Origin of the sequence: Streptomyces lincolnensis (assembly GCF_021173675.1) — a bacterium.
GTDB lineage: Bacteria > Actinomycetota > Actinomycetes > Streptomycetales > Streptomycetaceae > Streptomyces > Streptomyces lincolnensis_B.
The window spans coordinates 131195-155992 of sequence record NZ_JAIHON010000003.1 but is presented as its reverse complement, the minus strand read 5'-3'; the positions used below and the strand labels follow the sequence as shown (position 1 = coordinate 155992).

The following is a 24798-nucleotide window of genomic DNA, read 5'->3' as shown; positions in this document are numbered from 1 at the left end:
CGCCGGTTGCGTGGCGTGACCTCTCGGCCACCTTGCGCGGCGAGCTGATTGGCCGGAGCCCACGGGTCGTTCGCCCCGGAGAACCTGCTCCGCCGCCATACTGTCCGTCGTGCGCGTAGCGATCATCACGGCGGGATCCCGGGGCGACGTGGCCCCGTTCACCGGTCTGGGGCACGGTCTGGCTGTGGCCGGGCACGAGGTCACCCTCGTCACCCACGGCTGTTTCGAGTCGCTGGTGGCGCGGGCCGGGCTGCGGTTCCGTCCGCTGCCGCTGGATCCGCGGGCGGAGCTGGAGTCGGCGCGGGGCCGGGGGCTGCACCGCAGTGCGACCGGCGTGGGCAAGATGGCGCGGATGGTCGCGATGGCACGCGACCTGGCCGGGCGGATGACCGACGACGTGGTGGCGGCCGCCCTGGCGAGCGACGTGCTGCTCCTGTCCGCCCCGCTGGTCCCGCTGGGGCACACCGTGGCCGAGGGGCTGTCCCTGCCGAGCCTGGGCCTGCACCTCCAACCGCTCGCCCCCACCCGGGAGTTCGTCCCGCCACTGCTCGGCACCGGCTCCTGGGGAGCGGCGGGCAACCGCGTGGCGGGGCTGGGAATGAACCTGGCGGTGGAGCGGGTGTACGCCGCGACCCTGCCGGCGGTGCGGTCCCGCCTCGGCCTGCCCCGAGCGGGGTCCACCGCCGCGCTGCGCGCCCGGGAGCGACAGGACTGGCCGGTGTTCCACGGCTTCAGCCCGCGGGTGGTCGCCCGGCCGCGCGACTGGCGGGCGGGCCTGGAGGTGGCGGGCTACTGGTGGCCGTACGACGGCGACGCCGAACTCCCTTCCCAGGTACGGAAGTTCATCGACTCAGGACCCGCGCCGGTCTTCGTGGGTCTGGGCAGCGCCACCGTGCCCGACCCGGGACGGCTGAGCGCCGAGATCGTCCGCGCCCTGCGCCGGGCAGGGCTGCGTGGAGTGATCCAGCGCGGCTGGGGCGGCCTGGAGGCGGCCGGTGACGACATGCTGACCGTCGACGAGATCCCGCACGCGCTGCTCTTCCCGCACCTGGCCGCGGTGGTCCACCACGCGGGCGCGGGCACCACAGCGGCCGGGCTGCGCGCCGGGGTCCCGGCCGTCCCGGTGCCCATCCAGTTCGACGAGCACTTCTGGGCCACCCGCCTGGTCACCCTGGGAGTCGCCCCGCGCACCCTGCCCCTGCGGCGCCTGACCGCCGACACCCTGGCCGCGGCCCTCACCCGGGCCACCGCCGACACCGGGTACCGCGAGCGCGCCCGGGCCCTGGGCGCCCGGATCCGCGCGGAGGACGGCGTCGCGCCCGTGGTGGCCGCGGTGAACCGTCTGAACACGGACCCGCCCCGCTGACGAAGCGGTCCGGCACAAGCGCAGCCCGGCGTCAGGCCGAGGGCGGGGGCGGGGGCCAGTCCGGGGGACGCAGGATCCCCAGCAGTTGCCGGACCAGTTCCTCGACGACCTCGTCCAGCGTCGCGTCCAGCCAGCCGGCGTTCCAGTCGTGGAGCAGGCCGTTGACGCTGCCGATGAAGGCGGTCGCGGGGAGCCGGTAGTCGCGGGGTGCGGCCTCTCCGCGCCGGACGGCGGCCTCCGCCTCGGCGCAGACGAGGTCGACCCAGTGGGCGCGGCGGGCCAGGCGCTGTTCCTCCAGGCGCGGACTGACGCCGATGATCTCCACGAAGGTGATGCGGACGCGACGCCGGTCTCCGGTGACGTTCGCCGCGTACGCCCGGAAGATCGCGGCGACCCGGTCGACGAGGGGCAGGTGCTCCGCCTCGGCCACGGCGGCCAGGACCGCCTCCTGGGCCCAGTCGTTGACCTGGAGGTGCAGGGCGGCCAGCACGTCCTCCAGAGTGCGGAACTCCTCGTAGAACTGGCGGGTGGACAGCCCGGCGGCCTCGCTGAGCGCGGCGACCGTGGTGCCCCGGTAGCCGGGGGTGTCGCCGAACAGCTGGAGTGCCGCGTCCAGGAAGCGCCGACGGCGCTCGGCCTGCCGCTCCTCGGCCGACTTGCCGCCGTAGCGGCCCGTCGGCGCCTTGAGCCTGCCCGCCACGCGCGCCTCCTTGTCCCGCCCGGTCTCCGGGCGCTTCGTTCCAGGTCAATTTTGTCGTGTACGCAGTCTTGTGGAGAAGGGCACCCCTTCCTTACTTTGCAGTAAGTTGACTCTGAATCCCATCGTGTTCAGATCTGCCGCCCGCCGTGGCATCGCTTTGGCATGCCCGACTCAAGAGCCGCCATCTCCAGAGGAGAGCGCAGTCATGCCCGCTTTCGGACCGAGGCACCTCCGCGCCGTTGCCGCCGCCGCCCTCGTGCTCACCGTCACCGTCCCCGCGACCGCCGCCACCGCCGCCCCGGACACCTCGGCCGCCGCCCTGCGCGAGGTGATGTTCGTGGGCAACAACTGGGAGGGCACCGCCGACGTCATCAAGTCGACCGGCGACTTCGCGAAGATCGGCCGGATCAACGTGATCCCCGACAAGGACCAGCGGATGGCGGAGATCAACGCCGACCCGATCCGGTGGATCGCCTTCATGACCATCCGCAACACCGTCGGCGAGGGCCACGACCAGTTCGTGGACGACATGTACTCCACCCCGGACGGCACCTCGGTGGTCGTCTCCCGGCCGAGCTTCGCCGACGTCGTCTCGATCGATCTCGCCACCGGGAGGATCAACTGGCGTTTCGCGGTCTCCGGCTACCGCGCCGACCACATGGCGGTCTCCCCCGACGGCAAGCGGGTGGCGGTGTCGGCCTCGACCGGCAACACCGTGCACGTGCTGGACATCGTCACGGGCAAGCAGCTCGGTTCGTTCGCCACCGGCGACAAACCGCACGAGAACATCTTCAGCCAGGACGGCAAGTACATCTACAACATGGCGATCGGTGACGTGAACACCCAGACCGACGCCCCGTGGCTGGACTGGACGAAGGGCGACCGGCGCATCACCGTCGCCGACGCGACCACGTACAAGCAGGTCAAGGTCATCGACATGCGGGACAAGCTGAACGCGATCGGCCTCACGGACCACTCGGACGCGGTGCGGCCGGCCGTGTTCTCGCCGGACGAGTCCAAGCTCTACTTCCAGGTGTCGTTCTTCAACGGCTTCTTCGAGTACGACCTCGCCACCGAAAAGATCACCCGGACGAAGACCCTGCCGAAGAACCCGGCGACCAGCGACGACCGCACGACCTTCGTCAACGACTCGCGCCACCACGGTCTTTCGATGAAGCCGGACGGCACCAAGCTGTGCGTCGCGGGCACCATGGACGACTACGCGACCGTCGTCGACCGCGCCACCCTCCAGGAGGGCCCGCTCGTCACCGCCTCCAAGCCCTACTGGGCCACGGTCAGCGGTGACGGCAAGAGCTGTGTCGTCTCCGAGAGCGGCGCCGACCAGGTCACGGCGATCGACTTCGCCACCGGCCGCAAGACGGTCTCCGTGCCGGTGGGCGACCACCCGCAGCGCGTGCGCCTGGGCAACGTCACGGCGAACTGGACCGGCCCCGCCTCCTGAGGCTCACCCCGCCGGCCGGGCCACGGCCGCACCCGCTCCGTCCCCGGCCGCCGTGCGTCGCGCGGCAACGAGCTCCAGCTCACGGGAGGGCCTCAAGACGCTCCATGTGTTCCTCGCCCCACTGGCCGAGTGGGGCGAGAGCGGCGATGAGCGAGTGGCCGAAGTCGGTCAGTGAGTACTCCACCTTGGGTGGGACCTGGTGATGGACCTCGCGGTGCACCAGGCCGCTGGCCTCGAGTTCCCGCAGCTGCAGGATCAGCATCCGCTCACTGATACCGGACACGGTCCGGCGCAACTCGCCGAAGCGCAGCGGTCCTTCGCCGAGCCAGAACAGGATCAGCCCCTTCCATTTCCCTCCCATGACATCGATGGCAGCGTCCAGCCCGCAGGTATAGCCCCGCTTCTTCATCAGCGCTTCTCCCTAACAAAAATGTGGGTACCTGACAAAATTGTAGGTACTTGCAGAACTGTCAGCGCCCTCGCAGCATGGAGCAGGCATCGCGCCGGGACCGCAACAACTCCGTTCACATGCCTCATATTTGACGTTGTTCCAGATCCTCAGGGCGATCGGTCGCAGGCAGGAGCACCACATGACAGAGCATCACCGCACTCCCGTGACCGTCATCGGACTGGGCTCGATGGGCAGCGCACTGGCCGAGGCGTTCACCGACGCCGGACATCCGACCACCGTCTGGAACAGGACCCCGTCGAAGGCCGCGCCGCTCGTGTCCAAGGGGGCCGTTCACGCGCACACGACGGCTGAGGCGATCGCGGCGAGTCCGCTGGTCATCGCCTGCCTGACCACTTACGACAGCACCATCGAAGCCCTGGAACCGGCCGCCGCCGCGCTCAAGGGGCGAGCCCTTGTCACTCTGAACAGCGGTTCACCGGCCGGGGCCCGACACATGGCCGAATGGGCGCTTGGACACGGCGCACGCCACCTCGACGGAGCGATCAAGAACGTGCCGTCCGCCGTCGGTGCCGAGGACACCCTCCTGTACTACGGCGGCGACAACAGCGTCTTCGACGAGTTCGCGTCGACGCTGCGGGTGCTGGGCGGCGACACCGTCTACCTCGGTACCGACGTCGACCTCGCCGCCCTGTACGAGATGGCGGTGGGCGGCACCTTGCTGCCCGCGCTCGTCGGTTTCTTCCAAGGCGCGGCAGCAATGCAGGCCCGTGGACTCAAGGCGGCCTCAATGGTTCGGTTCAGCATCAAGTGGTTCGAGATGATCAACTCCGTACTGCCGGTCTTCGCCGAGGAGATCGACAGCGGTGACTACAGCAAGCCCGCCTCCTCCGTGAACCTGTTCCTGGACGGAGCCGCCCACGACGAGGAACTCGGCAAGGAAGCGAACCTCGACACGGGTTGGCACAAGCCCTTCCACGACCTGCTCGAGCGAGCGGTCGAAGCCGGCCACGGCGACCACAGCATCTCCGCCCTGACAGAGGTCCTCAAGAACCCAGCGCAGACCGGATGACCCAGGACGCCACGCAACTGCGTGGAGTGCAGGCGAACGCGCCGAGCAGTTGGGGAAATGCCGCGAGCCCCATCCCGGTGACGGCGGGACGGGGCTCGGATCAGAGCGCCGGGCAGGCCTTGCACCTGCATTTCCCCGCAGGAAGCGGGGCGTCTTTCCTTGGACCACCAACGCACGACCAGTCGTCCGGAGTTGCGGCGACCAGCTCAAGATCAATCATAGCGCACGCGGCCGGTCCCTGTGGCGCCACGGATCTTCGAGGCGGTCCTTGAAGGCGTCGGCCGCCTACTACACGAGCGGCACCTCGGTGCTGGACGACGACTCCTACGACCGACTGGTTCGCGGCATCGCCGCGTGGGAGGCCGAGCATCCCGATCAGGTGCTGCCCGACTCGCCCACCGGGAAGGTCGCCGGCGGCGCCGTGGAGGGCGACGTTCCGGACCGCGACCGTCACCCGGCCCTCTGTCAGCCCGGCCCGCACCATGCACCCCTCGCCATATCCTAGGGGTCCTAGTTTTAACCTAGGACCCCTAGGAAAGCAATCGGGGCGCAACCGACAGGGGCGTCCCCACGCCGACACCAGATCCGCGCCCGGCCCTGTGGTGGGACCGGCGCCCCGGAGCGTCGAGCGGCCCTCAGAACTCCTGGGCCGCCCAGGCGGACAGCTCGGAGCGGGCCGCGTTCAGCAGGGCCGGTGCGGGATTCGCCGTGCCGTTGGTGACCAGGGCGTAGTGCAGGACGCCGTTGTCGGGGGCGGTCAGGAGCAGGCGGCGGCTTCCGGTGCCGCCGGGTTCGGGGGCCGCCGCGATCGGTGTGGTGCGGGTGTAGGCGGGCGGGCCGTAGGAGGTGCCCAGGTCGGAGACCACCGTGGTGGTCGCGGTCGGGAAGGACGCCGGCAGGTGCAGTTCGGTGGGGGCAGAGGTGCCGTCGGAGCGCCACACCAACAGGCCGTACTGTCCGGTGCCGACCAGGCGGGAGACGTTGGGCAGTGAGCCGGGGACCGGGTTCCAGGTCAGGGTGGTGGAGCCGTCGCGGGAGCGGTCCTCGTAGGTGAAGGCGGCCGTCGTGCCGGCGGTGGCGCTCGGGTAGATCCGGTCCAGGAGGCGGGCGTCCTGGCGCAGTACGGCCGTTCCCGAGTCGTCGAGGCGTACGGCGGAGAGGTCCTCGTCGTTCCAGGCGTCGCCCTCGGTGAGCACCTTGTCGGGGTTGCCGTTCATCAGCTCGTGGTGGCGGCCGTGGTAGATGTCCCACTGCCACTGCGAGCCGGACAGGACGGGGCCCGAAGTGGCGGGCGCGGTCCACCAGTCGGCGCCCTTCACCCGGGAGTCCAGGGCCTGGTACATCGCCTTCAGTACGGTCGGCGCCTTGCCGGCGGTGGAGCCGTTCAGGGGGTGGCCGAACTCGCTGACGATGCCCGTGGTGCCGAGCGCCGCGGCCCGGTCGCGGACCGTCCTGAAGTCGTTCACGTACTGGCCGTCCGAGGCGTTGCCCCACATGAGGATGCCGGAGATGGCCTTCTGGTCGTAGAAGTGGGTGTTGAAGACGTAGCGGGAGCCGAGGACGCCTGCGTCGAGGAGGCCGCCCTCCTCCTTGCTGACGTTGCCGTTCCAGAAGAGGTTCGGCTCGACGAAGGCGGGTTTGTCCTGCCAGCCGGCCGCGTCCATCCGGGCGCGGAACTTCACGTAGAAGGGCCACAGCAGGTCGCGTTCCCAGGTGCGGCTGTTCTGGCCGGAGTCGTAGCTGCCGGCGTACGGCTCGTTGTAGGGATCGAAGCCGATGACGCCCCTGAACTGGTCGGCCGTCAGGTTCTGCCGGACGTAGGCCATGGTCTGCTGGGCCATGGCGAGGAAGGAGTCCTGGAGACCGTGGGTGTTGTGCCAGAAGTCGTGCTGGGCGGCCTTCACCGCGCCGTTCTGGGTGATGTTCTGGCCCCACAGGAAGCAGATCCCGCAGGACTCGTCCGGGTAGTTGCCGAGGTCCACCGCCCACTTGGGGGCGCCGTCGCCGGTGTACCAGCTGTCCGGGTCGAACAGGTACCGGGAGTAGAGGTCCTGGTGGAAGTCGGGGTAGACGCGGATGCCGGCGTCGAGGAAGGCCCGCATCTGGGCGGTGGCGGCGGACAGGTAGGCGGTGTCCACCTGTCCGCGCACGGGTTCGGCGTAGGCCCAGGAGAGCAGGAAGCGGACCGAGTTGCCGCCGCCGAGGGCGCGCAGCGCGGTCGCGGACTTCCTTGCGTCGGCGACCGAGGCGAAGGGCAGGCCCTTGTTCTCGGCCAGCTTGGTCTCGCCGGAGACGTTGTAGCCGCGCAGCACGACCTCGCGGCCCTGGCCGTCGGTGAATCTGCCGTCCTGCACGGTGATCGGGGTGTCGTCGAACCAGAGGGAGTCGGGGAGGGCTTCGGCGGTGGCGGGTCGTACGCCCGACACTGTCAGGAATCCGGAGAGGATCACCAGAACTACGAGCAAACGCGCGCGTATATTCGGCATGTCCATTACAGTCCGGTGATTTCGGTACACAGTCAACAGTTTCTGACTGATGAGTAAGTTTCATCTTCCGGACCGAAAGGTCGACTTCTGGACCGAAAGGTCGACGCGAGGGTCGATCCGGACCTCAACCACCGACGCGACGCGTCACGTTGAGCAGGTACTCCTTGCGGTTGAGCGGGTTGTGATCGGTACGCGGCCGGCACGGCACGGTCGCCCGCGCGACCGGCGCGTAGTGGTCGAACGCGCTCTCCAGTTCTCCCTCGCCCCGGGTCAGACCCGGAAGCCTCTGCTCCAGTTCATGCACCCGCTCCGCCGGAATCACACCCTCCAGTATGGCGGTCTCGCCGCGCGTCCCGGTCGCCTGCGGTACGGCGCGCAGCGCGGCCAGCACCGGCAGCAGGGCGCCGAGCGTGTCCGCCGGTGCCTCCAGGCGGAAGCGGTGCATCGGCTCGTGCACCCGGGTGCCCGCGCGGCGCAACGCCTCGACGAGGACCAGCGGGGTCAGTCCCCGGAAGTCGGCGCCGGTGCTGGACATGCTCTTGTCGAAGCCCTGGTGGGCGTGGCTCTGCCGGGGCGAGTAGCCGCACCGGGTCATGGTGACCGTGCAGTCGGTGACCTGCCAACCGTGCAGTCCTTGGGCGAGGGTGTCGCACACGGTGTCCTCGACGGCCTTGAAGAAGGCGTACGGCATGGAGCCGAGTTCCACCTCCAGACGGAAGTCCACGCCCGAGCCGACCGGGGCCGGGTCGACGCGCAGGCCGACGGTCGCGAGGAAGGGATTGTCGTCCTTCTTGTTGAACTCGGCCGCCTCCCCCGACCCGGCCGGACGCTCGACGCACAGGGGCGTGGTCTCGCGGAAGCTGACGTCGAGGCCGAACTCCTCGGCGAGCGTGGCCTCGATGACCTCCTTCTGGACCTCGCCGTAGAGGGAGACGGAGGTCTCCTGGCGTACCTCGTCGTGGCGCAGGCCGATCAGCGGGTCCTGTTCGGCGAGGCGGGTCAGGGCGAGGTGGAGGGCTCCGCGGTCCGTGCCCGGGCCCGGGACGACGACCGTTTCGAGGGTCGGCGGGGCGAAGTGGTGCTCGTGCGCCGTGCGGGGTTCGCCGAGGGCGTCGCCGATCCGGACGCCCTCCAGGCCCCACAGCTTGGCGATCCGCCCCGCCGGGACGGTGTCCTGCCGGACGTCCGCACCCTGCTCGAAGACGCTGATCGCGGTGACGCGGCCCTCTTCGCGGTTCTCGCCGAAGGGGATCCGGTCGCGGGTGCGCAGGGTCCCGGAGAACACGCGCGCGTAGGCGATCTTCTCGCCCGCCGGACCGCGCTCGACCTTGAACACCGTGCCGGCGACCCGCTCTTCGGGCTCGCCGTCCGCCGCGGGGAGCAACTCCTTTATCCCGACGACGAGTTCGGACACACCCGCGCCCGTCGCCGCGGAGCCGAAGTACACGGGGTGCACCAGGCACCGCCGGGTCTGGGCGACGAGCGCGGCGTGCACCCGGTCGTCGGGGACAGGGCCCTCCAGGTACCGGGACAGCAGGTCGTCGTCGTGGTCGGCGAGGACGTCGAGCGCGGACGGGCCGAGCCCGGGGACGAAGCGCGCCTCGCGGGTGCCGAGCGCGTCGGCCGTGCCCATCGGGACGACGGCCACCGAGAGCCGCTCGGACAGCGCCCGCAGCACGGGCTCGTCCGTCGCGCCCCTGCGGTCGATCTTGTTGACGAAGACGAGCGTGGGAATGCCCAGGCGGCGCAGGGTGCGCATCAGCACGCGAGTCTGGGCCTGGACGCCCTCGACGGCCGAGACGACCAGCACGGCGCCGTCGAGCACGCCGAGCACGCGCTCCACCTCGGCGATGAAGTCCGGGTGGCCGGGGGTGTCGATGAGGTTGACCGTCACGTCGTCGACCGCGAAGGAGACGACGGCGGACTTGATGGTGATACCGCGCCGGCGCTCCAGCGCGAGGGTGTCGGTCCGCGTACTGCCGGCGTCGACGCTGCCGATCTCGTCGATCACTCCGACCGAGTGCAGCAGCCGCTCGGTCAGGCTGGTCTTACCGGCGTCGACATGGGCGAGGATCCCGAGGTTGAGCAAATGCACGAAGCGTCATGTCCTTAGAAATGGGGGTCATTCCTTCCTGGGCGGACATGCACGCAGTTCGCATCGCTTCTCCTGGATCTTCGGGGGGCGGTTCCTGTGCAGTGCATCAGAGCCCGCGCCGCGACGGCAACGGATTAACGCTCAACAAAGGCGTGCTGCGGCCCTCGCCGCCTTCCGGTGCCAGTCCTACAGTGACGCACATCACGTCCGATGTTTCCTGGGAGGGCACATGACCCGCATCTCGGTGAAAGTGGACGGTACGGCCTACGAGGACGAGGTGGAACCGCGTCTTCTCCTGGTCCACTACCTGCGTGACCGCCTCGGTCTGACCGGCACCCCCATCGGATGCGACACCTCCAACTGCGGGGCCTGCACGGTCGACCTGGACGGCGTGAGCGTCAAGAGCTGCTCGGTGCTGGCCGTCCAGGCGGACGGGAGCGACGTGGCCACCGTCCAGGGGCTTGCCCGGAACGGCGAGTGGACCGGGCTCCAGCGGGCCTTCCACGAGGGGCACGCCCTCCAGTGCGGCTACTGCACCCCGGGCATGCTCATGGCGGCGCGCGATCTGCTGCGCGAGAACCCGCACCCCTCCGCCGACGAGGTCCGGCACGCGCTGGAGGGCAACCTCTGCCGCTGCACGGGCTACCAGAACATCGTGCGAGCCGTCCTGACCGCCTCCGAACAGTCGGAGCAGCCGGAGCAGTCCGAACAGTTCGAACGGGAGGTCACGGCATGACCGCCCAGGAGATCGGCCGCGCCCGGCTCCGCAAGGAGGACGCCCGCCTGATCACCGGGCAGACCAACTGGACCGACAACATCGCCGTGAGCGGACTGCTGCACCTGGCGATCCTGCGCAGCCCGATGGCCCACGCCCGCGTCGACCGGGTGGACGTCACGCCCGCGCTCGAACGGCCGGGCGTCGTCGCCGCGTTCAGCGGCGCCGACCTGGCGGAAGGCCTGGGCTCGCTGCCCTGCGCCTGGCCGGTGACCGAGGACATCGTGCTGCCCGACCACCCGCCGATCGCCGTGGACGAGGTGCGGTACGCCGGCGATCCGGTGGCCGTCGTGGTGGCCCGCGACCGGTACGCGGCCGCCGACGCCCTGGAGGCGATCGAGGTCGACTACACGCCCCTGCCCCCGGTCCTCGACCTGGAGGCCGCGCTCGCCGAGAACGCTCCCCTGGTCCACGCCGACAAGGGCACCAACCGCTGCTACGACTGGCCGCTCAGGACCGGCGAGGACTTCGCCTCGGTCCGCCGGCGCGCCGACGTCACCCTCAAGCGCCGCTACCACCAGCAGCGCCTGATCCCCAACGCCATGGAGCCGCGCGCGGTCGTGGTCACCCCGGTCGCCGCCTCGGACGAGTACACGGTGTACTCCTCCACCCAGATCCCGCACATCCTCAGGGTCATGCTCGCCGTGGTCACCGGCGTGCCCGAGCACAAGCTGCGGGTCGTCGCCCCCGACGTGGGCGGCGGCTTCGGCTCCAAGCTCCAGGTCTACGGCGAGGAGGCCATCGCCCTCACGGTCGCGCGCCGCGTCGGACGCCCCGTGAAGTGGACCGAGTCCCGCTCCGAGGGCTATCTGGCGACCCATCACGGCCGGGGCATGATCCAGGACATCGAGATCGCCGCGACCCGCGACGGCACGGTCCTCGGCCTCAAGGCCGACCTGCTGGTCGACATGGGCGCCTACCTGATGCTCGTCACGCCGGGCATCCCGATCCTGGGCGCGTTCATGTACCCGGGCATCTACAAGATGGGCTCCTACGAGCTCAACGTCACCGGCGTCTTCACGACCAGGACGCCCACGGACGCCTACCGGGGCGCCGGCCGCCCGGAGGCGACGTACGCCATCGAACGCATCATGGACGAGCTGGCCGTCGAACTCGACCTGGATCCGGTGGAGTTGCGGCGCCGCAACTGGATCCGGCACGAGGAGTTCCCGTACACCACGATCGCCGGTCTGACCTACGACAGCGGCAACTACGAGGCCGCCACCGACAAGGCGCTCGCGCTGTTCGGCTACGACAAGCTGCGCGCCGAGCAGGCCGACCGCAACGAACGGGGCGACAGCGTGCGCCTCGGCATCGGCGTGTCGACGTACACCGAGATGTGCGGGCTGGCACCGAGCCGGGTGCTGAGGGATCTGCGGTACGCGGCCGGCGGCTGGGAGGCGGCGAGCGTGCGGATGCTGCCCACCGGCAAGGTCGAGGTGGTCACCGGAACCAGCCCGCACGGGCAGGGCCATGTGACCTGCTGGAGCCAGATCGCCGCCGAGGTGCTGGGGGTGCCGTTCGAGGACGTCGAGGTGGTGCACGGGGACACCCGGGCGGCCCCGCAGGGCATGGACACCTACGGCTCGCGGTCGCTGGTGGTAGGCGGCACGGCCGTGCACCACGCGGCGACGAAGGTGGTGGACAGGGCCCGCAAGGTCGCCGCCCATCTGCTGGAGGCGAGCGAGCGGGACCTGGAGTTCACCGACGGGGTGTTCTCGGTCAAGGGCTCCCCGGACGCCCGCCGGAGCATCCAGGAGGTCGCCTTCGAGACGTTCTCCTCGCACGACCTGCCCGACGGCATGGAGCCCACCCTCAACGCCGGACACGTCCTCGACCCGGACACCTTCTCCTATCCGCACGGCACCCATCTGTGCGCCGTCGAGGTCGACACCGAGACCGGGCACACCCGGATCCGCTCCTACGTCTGTGTGGACGACGTCGGCCGGGTCGTCAACCCGCCGATCGTCGAGGGCCAGGTGCACGGCGGACTCGCCCAGGGGATCGCACAGGCCCTGTTCGAGGAGGCGGTCTACGACGACGAGGGCAACCTGGTCTCCGGCACACTGGCCGACTACCTCGTGCCCGCCGCCCCCGACCTGCCGGAGTTCACGACCGACCGGACGGAGACACCCGCCACCTCCAACCCCCTGGGGGTCAAGGGGGTCGGTGAGGCCGGGACGATCGCCGCCACGCCCGCCGTGGTGGGCGCGGTCGTGGACGCGCTGCGCCCGCTGGGCGTCCACGACATCCGCATGCCCTGCACACCCGAGCGGGTGTGGCGAGCGGTGAGGGAGGCCTCCCGATGATTCCCCCGGCATTCGAGTACGCCCGTCCCGGCAGCGTCGAGGAGGCGGTGCGCACGCTCGCCGACGCCGGCGAGGAGGCCAAGGTGCTGGCCGGCGGGCAGAGCCTGCTGCCGCTGCTGCGGATGCGGCTCGCCTTCCCCGACCTGGTCGTGGACGTCGGGCGGCTGCCCGGACTGCGCGGGGTGCGCGAGGACGGCGGCACGCTGGTCGTCGGCGCGCTCACCACCCACCACGACCTGATCCGCGACCCGCTCGTCCGCCGGCACGCGGGACTGCTGGCGGCCGCGGCAGCCACCGTCGCGGATCCGGCCGTACGGCATCGCGGCACCCTCGGCGGCTCGCTCGCGCACGCCGATCCCGCCGGTGACCTGTCCGCCGTACTACTCGCTCTGGACGGCGACCTCATCGCGCACGGGCCGGGAGGCCGGCGGACGATCCCCGCGCGGGACTTCTTCGTCGACTACCTCCAGACCGCACTGGCGGCGGACGAGGTGCTCACCGAGATCAGGATCCCCAAGGCCGACGGCTGGGGCTTCCACTACGAGAAGTTCCAGCGGTCGGCGCAGGCCTGGGCGGTCGTCGGCGTGGCCGCGCTGGTGCGGCGCGCGGACGGGCACATCGGCGAGGCCCGGATCGGGCTGTCCAACATGGGCCCGACACCGCTGCGCGCCCCGGCCGTCGAGGAGGCCCTGTCCGGTGCCGGGGACGCCCGGTCCGTGGCCCGGGCCGCCGAGGCGGCGTCGGAGGGGACCCGGCCGACGCGGGACCTGTCGGCCTCGCCCGAGTACCGGGCGCATCTGGCGCGGGTGCTGACCAGGCGGGCGGTCCTCGCGGCGGCCGGGATGGGGTGAGCGACCATCACGCGGATGGAGGGGCCGGAGCAGGTGCGGGCCCGTCTGGAGGAGACGGGGTACCTCGTCGACGACGGACTGGCCGTCGCCTGTTTCCTGGCCCTCGGGCTGCACCGGCCGCTGTTCTGCGAGGGCGACGCGGGCGTCGGCAAGACCGCGCTCGCCTCCGCCCTCGCCGAGGCGCTCGACGCCCCGCTGATCCGGTTGCAGTGCCACGAGGCCATCGACGCCTCACAGGCCCTGTACGACTGGGACTTCCCCCGCCAGCTGCTGCACCTCAGGGCGGCCGAGGCGACCGGGGTCACCGACGCCGACCAGCTGGAGGGCGAGCTGTACGACCGGCGCTTCCTGATCGCCCGGCCGCTGCTGCGGGCGCTGGAGACCCGGCCGTCGGTGCTGCTCGTGGACGAGATCGACCGCGCCGACGACGAGTTCGAGGCGTTCCTGCTGGAGCTGCTGTCGGAGTTCGCCGTCACGATCCCGGAACTGGGCACCCTGCGCGCCGAGGTGCCGCCCGTGGTCGTGCTGACCTCCAACCGGACCCGCGAGGTGCACGACGCGCTGAAGCGGCGCTGCCTGTACCACTGGTTCGACCATCCCTCCTTCGGCCGCGAACTGGCCATCGTGCGGCGGCGGTTGCCCCGGGTCTCGGCACGGCTGGCCGAGCAGGTCACCGGGCTGGTGCAGGCCCTGCGGGAGGAGGACCTCGTCAAGCCGCCGGGCGTGGCCGAGACCATCGACTGGGCCGAGGCCCTGGACGCCCTCGGCGCGGAGGAGGTGGACGCCGAGCTGGCCGTGGCGACGCTGGGTTCGGTCCTGAAGTACCGGGAGGACACCGAGCGGGCCCGGGGGCTCGACCTGGCCGCGGTCCTCGCCGCCCACGGGGCGTGAGAGCCGTGGACTCCGTCACCGGCCGGGGCGCCGACGCCGTTCTCCTCGGCTTCGCCCGTGCCCTGCGGGCGGGCGGCCTCGACGCGAGCGCCGAGCGGGTGCACGCCTTCCTTCGGGCCGTGGCCGTGCTGCGGCCCGGGGTACGCGGGGACGTGTACTGGGCGGGGCGGTCGACGCTGTGCGGGAGCCGGGAGGACCTGGAGCGCTACGACGAGGTGTTCACGGCGTACTTCGCGGACGCCGGCGGCGACGCGCCGGAAGGCCCGACGCCCAAGGCGGCGATCCCGCCACGGCCGCGACTCGTCGTACGGGACACGCCTGGGACGACGGCACCCGAGAACGAACGGCACACCACGCCCACCGGCGCGCTCGCGAGCTCCGCAGAGGTGCTCCGGCACCGTGACATCGCCGAGCTGGACGCGGCCGAGCGCACCCGGCTGCACCAGCTCCTCGCCGCGTTCGCGCTGCCCGGCCCGACGCGGCGCACCCCGCGCCGGCGGCCGGCCCGGCGCGGTGAGGCCGATCCCCGCCGGACCGTCCGGGACCTGCTGCGGCACGGCGGGGAACCGGCGCCGCTACGGCACCGGGCACGGGCCGAGCGCCCGCGCCGGGTCGTGCTGCTCGTCGATGTCAGCGGCTCGATGACGCCGTGCGCGGACGCCCTGCTGCGGTTCGCGCACGCCTCCGCCCGCACGACGCGCACCGAGGTGTTCACCCTCGCCACCCGGCTCACCCGGGTGACCCGGGAACTCGCGCAGCGCGATCCGGACCTGGCGATGGCGGCGGTCGCCGCGGCCGTACCGGACTGGAGCGGGGGTACCCGGCTCGGGGAGCTGCTGCGGGTGTTCCTGGACCGGTGGGGGCAGCGCGGGACGGCGCGCGGCGCGGTCGTGGTGCTGCTGTCGGACGGCTGGGAGCGTGGCGATCCGGAGCTGCTCGGTGCCCAGATGCGACGCTTGCACCGGCTGGCGCACCGAGTGATCTGGGCCAATCCGCGCAAGGCGCGCCCCGGATACGCGCCCCTGGCGGCCGGGATGGCGGCGGCGCTGCCGAGTGTGGACGCGTTCGTCGAGGGGCACAGTCCGGCCGCGCTGGAGCGTCTGGCGGCGGTGGTGAGAGGAGCGGACGATGCGTGAGATTCTCCCGGTGCTCGGCGACTGGTACGCGGCGGGTGCGCCCTTCGGTCTGGCCACGGTCGTCGCGCGCAGCCGCAGCGCTCCGCGCGATCCCGGTGCCGCCATGGCCGTGGGCCCGGACGACGAGGTCGTGGGCAGTGTGTCCGGCGGCTGCGTCGAGGCGGCGGTGTTCGAGCTCGCTCAGGAGGTGGTGGCGAGCGGCGAGGCGCGGCTCGCGACCTTCGGGTACAGCGACGAGGACGCCTTCGCGGTGGGGCTGACCTGCGGCGGCGAGATCACCGTGCTGGTACGTCCCGTGACGGCGGCCCTCGATCCCTCCTTCGGCGAGGTGGCCGGGACGGTCGCGGCCGGACGCCCGGCCACCGTCGCCACCGTGACCGACGGCCCCGCGCCGCGCGGTGCCACCCTCGCGGTGTGGCCGGACCGGGTCGCCGGCACCCTCGGCACGAGCGGTCTGGACGCGGCCGTCAGTGCCGACGCGCGCGGTGAACTCGCCCTGGGTGCGACGGGGTTGAGGCACTACGGGCCGCGCGGCGAGCGCCGGGAGGACTCCGTCTCCGTGTTCCTGCACTCCTTCGCGCCACCGCCGCGCATGCTGGTCTTCGGCGCCATCGACTACGCGGCCGCGGTCGCCCGCCTCGGGGACTTCCTCGGCTACCGGGTCACCGTGTGCGACGCCCGCCCGGTCTTCGCCACGCCGAAGCGGTTCCCCGACGGCGTCGAGGTGGTCGTGGACTGGCCGCACCGCCATCTCCGGGGGACGCAGACCGACGAGCGCACGGTGATCTGCGTCCTCACCCACGACCCGAAGTTCGACGTCCCGCTTCTGGAGGAGGCGCTGCGCCGGCCGGCCGCGTACATCGGGGCGATGGGCAGCCGCCGTACCCACGACGACCGGATGAAGCGGCTGGCCGAGGCCGGGCTCACCGAGGCCGAGCTGTCCCGGCTGCGCTCCCCCGTCGGGCTCGACCTGGGTGCCCGTACGCCCGAGGAGGTCGCCGTGTCCGTCGCCGCGGAGATCGTCGCGCTGCGGTGGGGCGGCAGCGGCGCCCCGCTGACCGCGACGGCCGGGGCCATCCACCCGCCTTCCCGAAGCCCGTCGTCCTGAGACCCGTGGTTCTGAGGGCCGCCGCCCCGCAGCCGGCCTTCGTCGAGCCCGTCTGGAGGAAGTCATGGAACTGCACCACGAGTTCACCGTCCCCGTGCCGGTCGACGAGGCCTGGCGGACGCTGGTCGACATCGAACGCGTCGCGCCGTGCCTGCCCGGGGCGGTGGTCGAGGACTACGACGGCAAGACCGTGACCGGCTCGGTGAAGGTCAAGGTGGGTCCGATCACCGTCACCTACAAGGGCACCGCCGTCTTCGAGGAGCAGGACGGGGCCGCGCACCGCATGGTGCTGATCGCGAGCGGCCGGGAGACCCGCGGCCAGGGCACCGCCCGGGCCACCGTGACCGGCACGCTGACGAGTCAGGGTGACGCCACGGCGGTGTCGGTCCGAACCGACCTCACCGTGACCGGGCGGCCCGCCCAGTTCGGCCGCGGTGTGCTGGCGGAGGTCGGCGACCGGATCGTGGGCCGGTTCGCCGAGTGCCTGGCGGAGCGACTGGGCGAGGCGGAGGGGACGGTGGAGGGGCAGGAGGGGCAGAGGGAGCCGGGGCCTCCGGACGAGCCGCTGGACCTCCTCCGCACCGCCGGGGTGCCGGTCGCCAAGCGGGCCGCGGCGGCGGTGGCCGCGCTGGCCGTCGTGGTCCTGACGGCCTCGCGGATACGCCGCCGTCGACGGCGGCGCCCGTAGCGAAGCCGTTCCGCGCCGCCGAACCCCACCCGCCCCGGCCCCTGGAGGTGCGGCTACCGGATCGCGCCCATCTCCTGGGCGAAGGCCACCGCGTCGCTGTCGAAGCCGCGGACCATCTCGTGGAACTCCCAGCCGCCGACGCCGTTCCGGACGAACTCCGCGACGGTGGTGGCGGTGGAGTCGGCGACCTGAGCGAAGTCGTCCACCAGGAGTTCCGTGTATTTCTCGACGACCGCCACGCCGGCGTTCGTCAGGTCACCGAAGGTCCGCTGCCCACCCCTCTGGTGAAAGACCACGCCGACCACGACCCGACCGAAGCTGGAGGCCAGCCGGTCGAGTTCCAGCACCATCACCTCCACGAAGCGGAAACCCTGCCCGGTCTGGCTGTGCCGGGTCATGTTGATGGTGCCGTCCGGTGACCGGCTGTCGTAGTGGACGACGTACACGGGCGGCCCGTGGGGATCGTCCGCGGTGTAGGTCGCGGCGATGATGTCGAGGTGACGAGGCGGCTCTCCCAGAGGGCTCGGATCCCACTTGAGCCTCACCTCGACCTTGCTGATCCCCTTGTCGGAACTGCTCACCCGGACGTCGCCTCCCTCATGTCTGCGTGTCGTGGGACCGCTGCGGCCCCGCTCGTCAAGTATCGCCTGTGACCAGCCACTTGATGCGTCCTTGACGCACCCGACCCGCGAGCGCGTCCCCTCGTCCGCGGCACCGCACCACCCTTGTCCGGGAACGGGCGCCCGACGCGCCGAGCGTCGTCACCACCGGTTGCGGACACCGGGTGCCCTACGCGATGACCTCCGCCGTGGCACGGCTCCGGGATCTCGCGAAGAGGTTCACCGCCTAAGAGGCCGAGAGGCCGAGGCGCCGTGAGCGCACGGATCCGGTGCTCCGGGGCCGTCTCCGTACACTCGTGACATGGCATGCCGCATCAGTGAGCTGGTCCTCGACTGCGTCGACCCCGACCGGCTCGCCGCGTTCTGGAGCGAGGCCCTCGGCTACGTCGAACTCGGCCGGGAGGACGACGGAAGCATCGAGATCGGGCCGCCCGACGTCGGCTTCGGTGGCCCGCAGCCTACCCTCGTCCTCAGCCCCGGCGGCGACCCGCGCAGGGCCAAGCTCCCCCTGCACATCGACGTCAACGCCACCGACCGCGACCAGGACGCCGAGTTGGAGCGGCTGCTCGCTCTGGGGGCCAGGCCCGCCGACGTCGGCCAGACCGGCACCGAGAGCTGGCACGTCCTGGCCGACCCGGAGGGCAACGAGTTCTGCCTCCTGCGCACCCGGCTCCGGCCCCTCCCACCGCCCGCGTCCTGACGCACCGCTCCGATCACACGACCAGCGGGCCGGCCACCTTCAGCTCGTCGAGGTCGATCAGCCGGCGGACTGATTCGAGTACGGCGTCCTCGGGTTCGTAGCGCGGCGCGTAGCCGATGAGCGCCCTGGCCTTCTCGATGGTGAAGCACTGGCTGCGGTGGAGGTGCTCCCAGCTCTGCTCGGCGTACTCCGCGCTCGTGGTCCGGCGGAACCGGTCCCAGGTCACCGGTTCCAGTGAGGCGGTCCGTCCGAACCAGCCGGCCGCGATGTGGGCGTAGCCGCGGACGTTCAGCGCCGTGGGAGCGACGACGTTGAAGTCCTCCCCCGCCGCCGCGTCCCGGTGCCGGACCGCCTGTTCGAAAACCTGGGCCACGTCGTCGGCGTGCACATGGTGCATCAGCTCGACACCGCCGCCGGGGATTCGGAGCGGCTCTCCGGCGGACAGCGTGGTCCAGACGGCGGGGTCGAGGTTTCCCAGCGGACCGATCGGGTGCCAGCCGGGACCGACGATGTGCCCGGGGTGCAGGGAGGTGGTCACCAGGCCCCCGGAGGCGGTCTCCTCCTTCAGCATCCGCGCGATCCGGTCCTTCTGAACGCCGTACTCGCCGACGGGAGCCGTGCCCGAACCCTCGGAGATCGGCAGCTTGTGGCTGGGGCCGTGGCGCCACACGCTGCCGCAGTGCAGCAGATGTCCGACCTCGCCGCGCAGCCGCCCGACCAGTGCGGTGGCCGACTCCGGGGTGAAGCACACCAGGTCGACCACCACGTCCGGGCGCAGCCCGGCCACCCGGTCGCCGAAGGTGCCCTCGCCGTCCTCCCGCTCCCGGTCGGCGACGACCTGCCGTACCTGCTGCCATTCGGGGGCATCGGCGTAGGCGGTCCGGCGGCCCCGGCTGATGGTGGTCACCTCGTGGCCGGCCCGCACCAGCCGGGGCACGAGGAAGGTGCCGATGTGCCCGCTTCCGCCGATGACGACGACTCGCATGTTCTCCCCATCCGCCGCGACCAGGGTGTGCTGCCGGGTCACCTACCCGAACGGCCGGTTCTCAGCCCGCGGTCGCGGTCCTGATGAGCGGCGCGTCCCGCGAGAGCCTCCGGAACCCTACGCCGTAGTACAGCCCGCGGGCACCGGGATGACCCGGACCGCCCAGGCAGGCGACCGTCGCGTGCGCCGACCACCGCTCCAGGGCGAACTCGTCGCCGGCGCACGGAATCACCGTACGGTCGAGACCGGCCGCCGCACCGTCGTACCAGTCGATCACCTCGTGACGCGCTGCGCCAGGGTCTGCATGAGTCGCAGGTCCGCGGCGGTCACGGGTTCGATACGGGTCGCGGCGCGCCACTGTGTCAGGACGGGCTCACAGCCGTCGGACCGTTTTCCCGACCCGGACGGCGTCGACGGCGTTGGTGATCAACACACCTAGCACGTGCCGTCCGACACCTGGAGCCCCTTGTTGGCGCCGGCCGTCCGGCTCACGATGCCCGGCACGCATCCGGCCGCGTCGAGGCTGTGGGAGTAGGGGATGGTGATCGTGGTGTTGGACTGTGGATTGGGGCCGGCCGGGTGGTTCTCGCTGCCGGGGCTGGACCAGGTCACGTTGTCGAAGGTGTTCCCGCCGACCTGCCAGTACCCGGCCGCGTCGGTGTAGAAGGTGCCCAGGACGTCCTTGGAGTCCTCGAAGTAGTTGTTGTCCACCTTGGCCCGAGCGCCGGCGCGGGAGTTGATGCCGGACTCGTTCAGGCGCAGGTAGTGGTTGTTGTACATGTGGGCGGTGCCGCCCCGCAGCAGGGGGGCGCGGGAGTCGATGTTCTCGTACCGGTTGTGGTGGTAGGTGATGAAGCCGTTCGAGAGGTCGCTCTCGCTGGAGCCGACGAGGCCGCCGCGGCCGGAGTTGCGCAGCACGCTGTAGGACAGGGTCACGTACTGGGTGTTGTCCTTCATGTCGAAGAGTCCGTCGTAGCCCTCCGACTCCCCGCCCGAGGCCTCCAGGTTGACGTGGTCGACCCAGACGTTGCGGACGTTGCGCTCCATGCCGATGGCGTCACCGCCGTTGGACGTGGGGGAACCCGACTTCTTGACGTTCCGGACGGTCACGTTCTGGATGATGATGTTGCGGGCCTCGCGCAGGTGGATGCCCAACTGGTCGAACACGGCGCCGCTGCCGACGCCGACGATCGTGACATTGCTGATCGCCTTCAGTTCGATCACGCCGGCGGCGGTGTTGCAGCTGCTGCCCGACACCTTGGTGGTGTTGCCGTGGTTGATGGTTCCCTCGACCTGGATGGTGATCGGGGTACTGGCGCTGGCCCGGCCGCACAGGGCGGCGTGGATCGCGGTGCCCGTGGTGGCCTTCACCGTCTGCCCGCCCGCACCGCCGGTGGTCCCGCCGTTCTGGGTCGCGTACCCGGTGACACCACCGGTCGCGGCCGACGCCTCGGGTATCGGCAGCACGGCACCGGTCCCCGTCGCCAGGCCCGTCATGGCCAGTGCCGCGCAGAGCCGCAGTGCGACTGATCGCCTCATCTCGCTTCCCCATTCGGTCTTCGGTTGCTCGCTGTCGGCCTGCCGGTCGGCAGGCCGTCCGTGGGCCCTGAAGGGGGTGGTCCGGTGCGGTGGAGCACGTGCGGGCAGCCGGCCCCTTGCTCTGGGGGCTCCCTCGCGCGACGATGCGGCTGGTTCAACTACATGAACGGCCACCGGACGACCGGACCCCGCATGACGGACAGGAAGCGCTTTCCCAGGAAGGTAGGTAGTTGCCGTGGACGCGTCAATAGACGTGCACATGATTCATGTTCAGGTGACTGAACGACTGAGCGATGGCCGGACACGGGAGTGCAGGATGGGCGCATGCTGGATGACCTCGACCGTGCCCTGATCCACGCGTTGCACATCGACGGCCGCGCCCCGTTCAGCCGGATCGCCACGGCCCTCGACGTCTCCCCGCAGACCGTCGCGCGCCGCTACCGCCGGCTGCGCGGCGAGGCGTCCCTGAGGGTCGTGGGACTGCCGGACCCCCATCGGGCGGGCCGGACCCAGTGGCTGCTGCGGCTCACCGCGGCGGCGGGCTCCGCACAGGACCTGGCCCACGCGCTCGTGCGCCGGCAGGACACCTCCTGGGTGAAACTCGCCTCCGGTGGCACCGAGATCGTCGCGATCGTCCACGCGCCGACCGCGGCCGACGCGGGCAACTCCCTTCTCCTGCGCGACATTCCACGCACCAGCGCCGTCACCGCCGTGTCCGCGCACTGCGTCCTGCACACCTACCTCGGCGGACCGACGCACTGGCGTCGCAGCGCCGACACCCTGGACGAGGACCAGCAGCGCCTGCTGCGCGAACACCAGGAGGCCGAGAGCTCGTACGTCCCCGTGCCGCGCCGACTCACCGACGGCGACACCGACTTGCTGCTCGCCCTCCAGAAGGACGGGCGCGCCACCCACGCGGAGCTGGCCCGGGCGACCGGCTGGTCCCCGGCCACCGTGGCCCGCCGGCTGGCGGACCTGCGGGCCGGCGGCGCCGTCTTCTACGACGTCGAGGTCGACGCCGGGCACTTCGGCGCCCACACCAGGGCGCTGCTGTGGATGTCGGTGCCCCCGGCGCGGCTGGAGAGCGTGGCGACGACGCTGGCGGGTCACGACGAACTGGCCTATGTCGCCGCGACCACGGGGCCCACCAACCTGGTGGCCCAGGCCCTGTGCCGCGACCCCGCCGACCTGCACCACTACCTGACCCGGCGCCTGGGCTCGCTGGACGCCGTCCACAGCCTGGAGAGCAGCCCGGTCCTGCGCAACCTCAAGGCCGCGAGCCCCGTCGTCACGGATCCGGCCCGCGCCAGGCGGCCGCCCGCCCCGGCCCGCACGCGGCTGTGACAGCCCGCGGCCGACGCTACGGGGTCCGGGTCATCATCCGGCTGGTGGCCAGGGCGGCCACGACCAGCGCCACGCCGGCCCAGACGGCGGCCTGGACGGCGTGCAGCGCGGCAGGGGCACCGCCGTCGCCGGCGCTCCTCAGGTAGACGCTGCCGAGGACGGCCACCCCGAGTGTGGCGCCCAGTTGCTGGACCGCGTTCAGCAGGCCGGCGGCCGAGCCGATCTCCTGCGGTCGCAGCGGCCGGAGCGCGAGGGTGAAGAACGCCGGGGCGAACAGTCCCGCGCCGAGTCCCACGACCCCGAGCGCGAGCAGCAGCGGTGCCGGGTACCGGTGCGGGTCGGCCGCGTGGTAGACGGCGACGGCACCCAGCGCGCCGACCAGCAGCACAGCCAGCCCGAGGGTCATCACGCGGTGGCCGTGGCGCGTGACCAGGCAAGCTCCGGCCACCCAGGAGGCGACGGCCAGGCCCAGCGACCACGGAGCGAGGGTCAGTCCGGCCGTCAGCACGTCGGCGCCCAGGCCGAGTTGGAGCTGCAGGACGACGACGGTCATCACACCGTTGGTGACCGCGAAGAAGGACATCGAGGTCACCAGGGCGGCCGGGAAGCCGCGGTGGGTGAACAGACTCGGCTCCACCAGCGGGCTGCGCCCGCCAGCAGCGACCGCCCGCTGATGCACCGCGAACACCACGATCAGGCACGAACCGGCCGCGAGGGCCGCCCAGTGCCACCCCGACACGGCGGTCGGACCGGCCCCGACCAACGGGTACACGACCAGACCGACACCAGCCATGGCCAGCACGGTGCCGGTCACGTCGAGGGTGGGCCGTTCGGGGGCGCGGTTCTCCATCAGGCGGGGCGAGAGCGCGAGGACGACCAGCGAGACGGGGACGTTCACCAGGAAGGCGGCGCGCCACGAGGAGCCGAACAGGTCGGCGTGGGTGAGCACCCCGCCGAGCACCGGTCCGCAGACGGCGGCGAGCCCCGTCACCGGGCCGATGGTGCCCAGCGCCCTGGACATCTCGGGGCCGGCGAACATCGCCTTGATCAGGCCGATGGTCTGCGGGACGATCACGGCCGCCGCGGCTCCCTGCACCACCCGGAAGGCGAGCAGCAGGCCGACCGTGGGCGCCGCCGCGCAGGCGACGGACGCGACCATGAAACCGATCACCCCGATCACGAACAACCGCTTGCGCCCGGCGATGTCACCCAGCCGGCCACCGGTGATCAGCAGCACCGCGAACGGCAGCGTGTAGGCGGTCGTGAACCACGGGATGTCGGACACCGACCCGCCCAGACCGGCGTGGATCCTCGGTGCGGCGACCTGCACCACGGTCGCGTCCAACAGGTTCATCGCCTCACCGAGCAGCAGGGCGGTCAGCGCCACCCACCGCCCTCGGTACGCCGTGGGCGTCAGCACGTGCTCAGCGGTCATCGGGGTTCCTCTCCACCGTCGTCGTCACGTCGGCCCGGCCCCGGCCCGCGGGGCGTCCTGGCCGACCACGACTCAGCGTGGGAAGGGAGGCAGGGGGTGCCCCAGCCAGAGCCGGGAGATGGAGGATTCCTTCCATCGACACGGCCTACGGTGGCGATTCAGTGCATCCCCCGCCGCTCCAGGAGGACGGAGCGGGGCGAGCCCGTGTGCCTCGTGGGGCTCACCGCGTGCCGGAGGAGGGACATCGGTGTATCGGCCATGGTTCCTTGGTGACAGGGGGCACCGACAGTGGCGGCCCCCGGCTCGGCTACCGGGGCGGCAGGCGGTGCAGCTCCACGTCCGTGAGGGTGCCGCCGTCGACCGTCGCCGTCATGTAGGTGCAGTGGGGCTGACGGCGGCGGTCGGTCGGGGAGCCGGGGTTGAGCAGGCGCAGGCCGGTGGGGGCGGTGGTGTCCCAGGGGATGTGGCTGTGCCCGAACACCAGGACGTCGGTGTCCGGGAAGCGGGCGGCGCAGCGCGCCTCGCGGCCCTGGGCGGTTCCGGTCTCGTGGACCACGGCGAAGCGCAGGCCGTCGAGGTCGGCGTACGCCACCTCGGGCAGCCTCGCCCGCAGCTGCGGCCCGTCGTTGTTGCCGTACACACCGACGAGTCTGCGGCTGTGGCTCTGCAGCAGGTCCAGGGTGGCGGTGTCGACCCAGTCCCCGGCGTGGAACACGACGTCCGCGTGCGGGAGTTCGGCGAGCAGCGGCGCGGGCAGGGCCTTGGCACGCTTGGGGAGGTGGGTGTCGGACATCAGCAGCAGACGCACGGGGTCAGCCTAGAGGGGC

21 protein-coding genes and 2 pseudogenes are annotated in these 24798 nt (G+C 71.6%); 13 read left to right on the top strand and 10 right to left on the bottom strand.

The annotated features are described in order from the left end of the window. Nucleotides 1-124: 124 nt before the first annotated feature. On the top strand, nucleotides 125-1366 hold the full coding sequence (locus tag K4B79_RS07885; RefSeq protein ID WP_232026219.1) for a glycosyltransferase: 1242 nt from the start codon (nucleotides 125-127) through the stop codon (nucleotides 1364-1366). A 31-nt stretch (nucleotides 1367-1397) separates the two neighbouring features. Here the strand turns inward: K4B79_RS07885 and K4B79_RS07880 are convergent, their stop codons facing one another. Further along, nucleotides 1398-2066: a TetR/AcrR family transcriptional regulator gene (locus K4B79_RS07880; RefSeq protein WP_232025578.1), complete on the bottom strand. Its 669-nt coding sequence runs from the start codon at nucleotides 2064-2066 to the stop codon at nucleotides 1398-1400. 205 nt (nucleotides 2067-2271) lie between these two features. Here K4B79_RS07880 and K4B79_RS07875 point away from each other — a divergent pair, with 205 nt between their 5' ends. After that, entirely contained in the window at nucleotides 2272-3528 is a 1257-nt protein-coding gene (locus K4B79_RS07875) for a YncE family protein (protein WP_232025577.1), read from the top strand. Between the two features lie 79 nt (nucleotides 3529-3607). On the opposite strand, the gene K4B79_RS07870 is transcribed toward K4B79_RS07875, so the two are convergent. After that, entirely contained in the window at nucleotides 3608-3937 is a 330-nt protein-coding gene (locus K4B79_RS07870; RefSeq protein WP_232025576.1) for a winged helix-turn-helix transcriptional regulator, read from the bottom strand. A gap of 157 nt (nucleotides 3938-4094) precedes the next feature. On the opposite strand from K4B79_RS07870, the gene K4B79_RS07865 reads away from it, so the two are divergent. Continuing rightward, nucleotides 4095-5009 (top strand): NAD(P)-dependent oxidoreductase, encoded by a 915-nt coding sequence (locus K4B79_RS07865; RefSeq protein WP_374208448.1) that lies wholly within the window; start codon nucleotides 4095-4097, stop codon nucleotides 5007-5009. A gap of 238 nt (nucleotides 5010-5247) precedes the next feature. Beyond that, nucleotides 5248-5448, top strand: a pseudogene (locus K4B79_RS07860) (DNA ligase LigA-related protein); the annotation flags it as partial. A 196-nt stretch (nucleotides 5449-5644) separates the two neighbouring features. Here K4B79_RS07860 and K4B79_RS07855 read toward each other — a convergent pair. Further along, the gene (locus tag K4B79_RS07855) at nucleotides 5645-7501 is read right to left on the bottom strand and encodes a cellulase family glycosylhydrolase (protein ID WP_232025574.1); all 1857 of its coding nucleotides are present in this window, start codon (nucleotides 7499-7501) and stop codon (nucleotides 5645-5647) included. A 118-nt stretch (nucleotides 7502-7619) separates the two neighbouring features. Beyond that, nucleotides 7620-9590, bottom strand: coding sequence for an elongation factor G (locus tag K4B79_RS07850; protein ID WP_232025573.1), 1971 nt, complete (start codon nucleotides 9588-9590; stop codon nucleotides 7620-7622). 229 nt (nucleotides 9591-9819) lie between these two features. On the opposite strand from K4B79_RS07850, the gene K4B79_RS07845 reads away from it, so the two are divergent. The 7 genes from K4B79_RS07845 (at nucleotide 9820) to K4B79_RS07815 (ending at nucleotide 17348) form a co-directional block, all read left to right on the top strand. Then, entirely contained in the window at nucleotides 9820-10326 is a 507-nt protein-coding gene (locus K4B79_RS07845) for a (2Fe-2S)-binding protein (RefSeq protein ID WP_232025572.1), read from the top strand. Then, nucleotides 10323-12674, top strand: a complete 2352-nt coding sequence (locus tag K4B79_RS07840) for a xanthine dehydrogenase family protein molybdopterin-binding subunit (protein ID WP_232025571.1) — start codon at nucleotides 10323-10325, stop codon at nucleotides 12672-12674. Before K4B79_RS07845 ends, K4B79_RS07840 begins: the two co-directional genes overlap by 4 nt. After that, nucleotides 12671-13525 (top strand): FAD binding domain-containing protein, encoded by an 855-nt coding sequence (locus tag K4B79_RS07835; RefSeq protein WP_232025570.1) that lies wholly within the window; start codon nucleotides 12671-12673, stop codon nucleotides 13523-13525. Before K4B79_RS07840 ends, K4B79_RS07835 begins: the two co-directional genes overlap by 4 nt. A 15-nt stretch (nucleotides 13526-13540) precedes the next feature. Further along, the gene (locus K4B79_RS07830) at nucleotides 13541-14416 is read left to right on the top strand and encodes an AAA family ATPase (RefSeq protein ID WP_232025569.1); all 876 of its coding nucleotides are present in this window, start codon (nucleotides 13541-13543) and stop codon (nucleotides 14414-14416) included. After that, entirely contained in the window at nucleotides 14413-15552 is a 1140-nt protein-coding gene (locus K4B79_RS07825) for a vWA domain-containing protein (protein WP_374208434.1), read from the top strand. Before K4B79_RS07830 ends, K4B79_RS07825 begins: the two co-directional genes overlap by 4 nt. Beyond that, nucleotides 15545-16660 (top strand): XdhC family protein, encoded by a 1116-nt coding sequence (locus K4B79_RS07820; RefSeq protein ID WP_232025567.1) that lies wholly within the window; start codon nucleotides 15545-15547, stop codon nucleotides 16658-16660. Before K4B79_RS07825 ends, K4B79_RS07820 begins: the two co-directional genes overlap by 8 nt. Before the next feature lie 64 nt (nucleotides 16661-16724). Further along, nucleotides 16725-17348: an SRPBCC family protein gene (locus K4B79_RS07815; RefSeq protein ID WP_232025566.1), complete on the top strand. Its 624-nt coding sequence runs from the start codon at nucleotides 16725-16727 to the stop codon at nucleotides 17346-17348. 53 nt (nucleotides 17349-17401) lie between these two features. On the opposite strand, the gene K4B79_RS07810 is transcribed toward K4B79_RS07815, so the two are convergent. Beyond that, nucleotides 17402-17992, bottom strand: a complete 591-nt coding sequence (locus K4B79_RS07810) for a TerD family protein (RefSeq protein ID WP_308280425.1) — start codon at nucleotides 17990-17992, stop codon at nucleotides 17402-17404. 277 nt (nucleotides 17993-18269) lie between these two features. Here K4B79_RS07810 and K4B79_RS07805 point away from each other — a divergent pair, with 277 nt between their 5' ends. Beyond that, nucleotides 18270-18668, top strand: coding sequence for a VOC family protein (locus K4B79_RS07805; protein WP_232025564.1), 399 nt, complete (start codon nucleotides 18270-18272; stop codon nucleotides 18666-18668). 13 nt (nucleotides 18669-18681) lie between these two features. Here K4B79_RS07805 and K4B79_RS07800 read toward each other — a convergent pair whose 3' ends face one another. The 3 genes and pseudogenes from K4B79_RS07800 to K4B79_RS07790 all read right to left on the bottom strand — a co-directional run. Next, nucleotides 18682-19653 (bottom strand): NAD-dependent epimerase/dehydratase family protein, encoded by a 972-nt coding sequence (locus K4B79_RS07800; protein WP_232025563.1) that lies wholly within the window; start codon nucleotides 19651-19653, stop codon nucleotides 18682-18684. A 61-nt stretch (nucleotides 19654-19714) separates the two neighbouring features. Continuing rightward, nucleotides 19715-19930 (bottom strand): hypothetical protein, encoded by a 216-nt coding sequence (locus K4B79_RS07795; RefSeq protein WP_232025562.1) that lies wholly within the window; start codon nucleotides 19928-19930, stop codon nucleotides 19715-19717. 161 nt (nucleotides 19931-20091) lie between these two features. After that, nucleotides 20092-21192: pseudogene (locus K4B79_RS07790) on the bottom strand (pectate lyase family protein); the annotation flags it as partial. Between the two features lie 324 nt (nucleotides 21193-21516). On the opposite strand from K4B79_RS07790, the gene K4B79_RS07785 reads away from it, so the two are divergent. Further along, complete coding sequence (locus K4B79_RS07785) at nucleotides 21517-22536, top strand: Lrp/AsnC family transcriptional regulator (protein WP_232025561.1); 1020 nt, start codon at nucleotides 21517-21519, stop codon at nucleotides 22534-22536. Between the two features lie 16 nt (nucleotides 22537-22552). Here K4B79_RS07785 and K4B79_RS07780 read toward each other — a convergent pair whose 3' ends face one another. Continuing rightward, nucleotides 22553-23971 (bottom strand): MFS transporter, encoded by a 1419-nt coding sequence (locus K4B79_RS07780; protein WP_232025560.1) that lies wholly within the window; start codon nucleotides 23969-23971, stop codon nucleotides 22553-22555. A gap of 307 nt (nucleotides 23972-24278) precedes the next feature. Beyond that, nucleotides 24279-24779, bottom strand: a complete 501-nt coding sequence (locus K4B79_RS07775; protein WP_232025559.1) for a metallophosphoesterase family protein — start codon at nucleotides 24777-24779, stop codon at nucleotides 24279-24281. Between the last annotated feature and the right edge of the window lie 19 nt (nucleotides 24780-24798).

Bases quoted from the DNA above. Each gene is read 5' to 3' on its own strand.
- K4B79_RS07875 (WP_232025577.1), top strand. From the start codon at position 2,272: ATGCCCGCTTTCGGACCGAGGCACCTCCGCGCCGTTGCCGCCGCCGCC.
- K4B79_RS07870 (WP_232025576.1), bottom strand. From the start codon at position 3,937: ATGAAGAAGCGGGGCTATACCTGCGGGCTGGACGCTGCCATCGATGTC.
- K4B79_RS07855 (WP_232025574.1), bottom strand. From the start codon at position 7,501: ATGGACATGCCGAATATACGCGCGCGTTTGCTCGTAGTTCTGGTGATC.
- K4B79_RS07845 (WP_232025572.1), top strand. From the start codon at position 9,820: ATGACCCGCATCTCGGTGAAAGTGGACGGTACGGCCTACGAGGACGAG.
- K4B79_RS07840 (WP_232025571.1), top strand. From the start codon at position 10,323: ATGACCGCCCAGGAGATCGGCCGCGCCCGGCTCCGCAAGGAGGACGCC.
- K4B79_RS07835 (WP_232025570.1), top strand. From the start codon at position 12,671: ATGATTCCCCCGGCATTCGAGTACGCCCGTCCCGGCAGCGTCGAGGAG.
- K4B79_RS07830 (WP_232025569.1), top strand. From the start codon at position 13,541: ATGGAGGGGCCGGAGCAGGTGCGGGCCCGTCTGGAGGAGACGGGGTAC.
- K4B79_RS07820 (WP_232025567.1), top strand. From the start codon at position 15,545: ATGCGTGAGATTCTCCCGGTGCTCGGCGACTGGTACGCGGCGGGTGCG.
- K4B79_RS07815 (WP_232025566.1), top strand. From the start codon at position 16,725: ATGGAACTGCACCACGAGTTCACCGTCCCCGTGCCGGTCGACGAGGCC.
- K4B79_RS07805 (WP_232025564.1), top strand. From the start codon at position 18,270: ATGGCATGCCGCATCAGTGAGCTGGTCCTCGACTGCGTCGACCCCGAC.
- K4B79_RS07800 (WP_232025563.1), bottom strand. From the start codon at position 19,653: ATGCGAGTCGTCGTCATCGGCGGAAGCGGGCACATCGGCACCTTCCTC.
- K4B79_RS07785 (WP_232025561.1), top strand. From the start codon at position 21,517: ATGCTGGATGACCTCGACCGTGCCCTGATCCACGCGTTGCACATCGAC.
- K4B79_RS07780 (WP_232025560.1), bottom strand. From the start codon at position 23,971: ATGACCGCTGAGCACGTGCTGACGCCCACGGCGTACCGAGGGCGGTGG.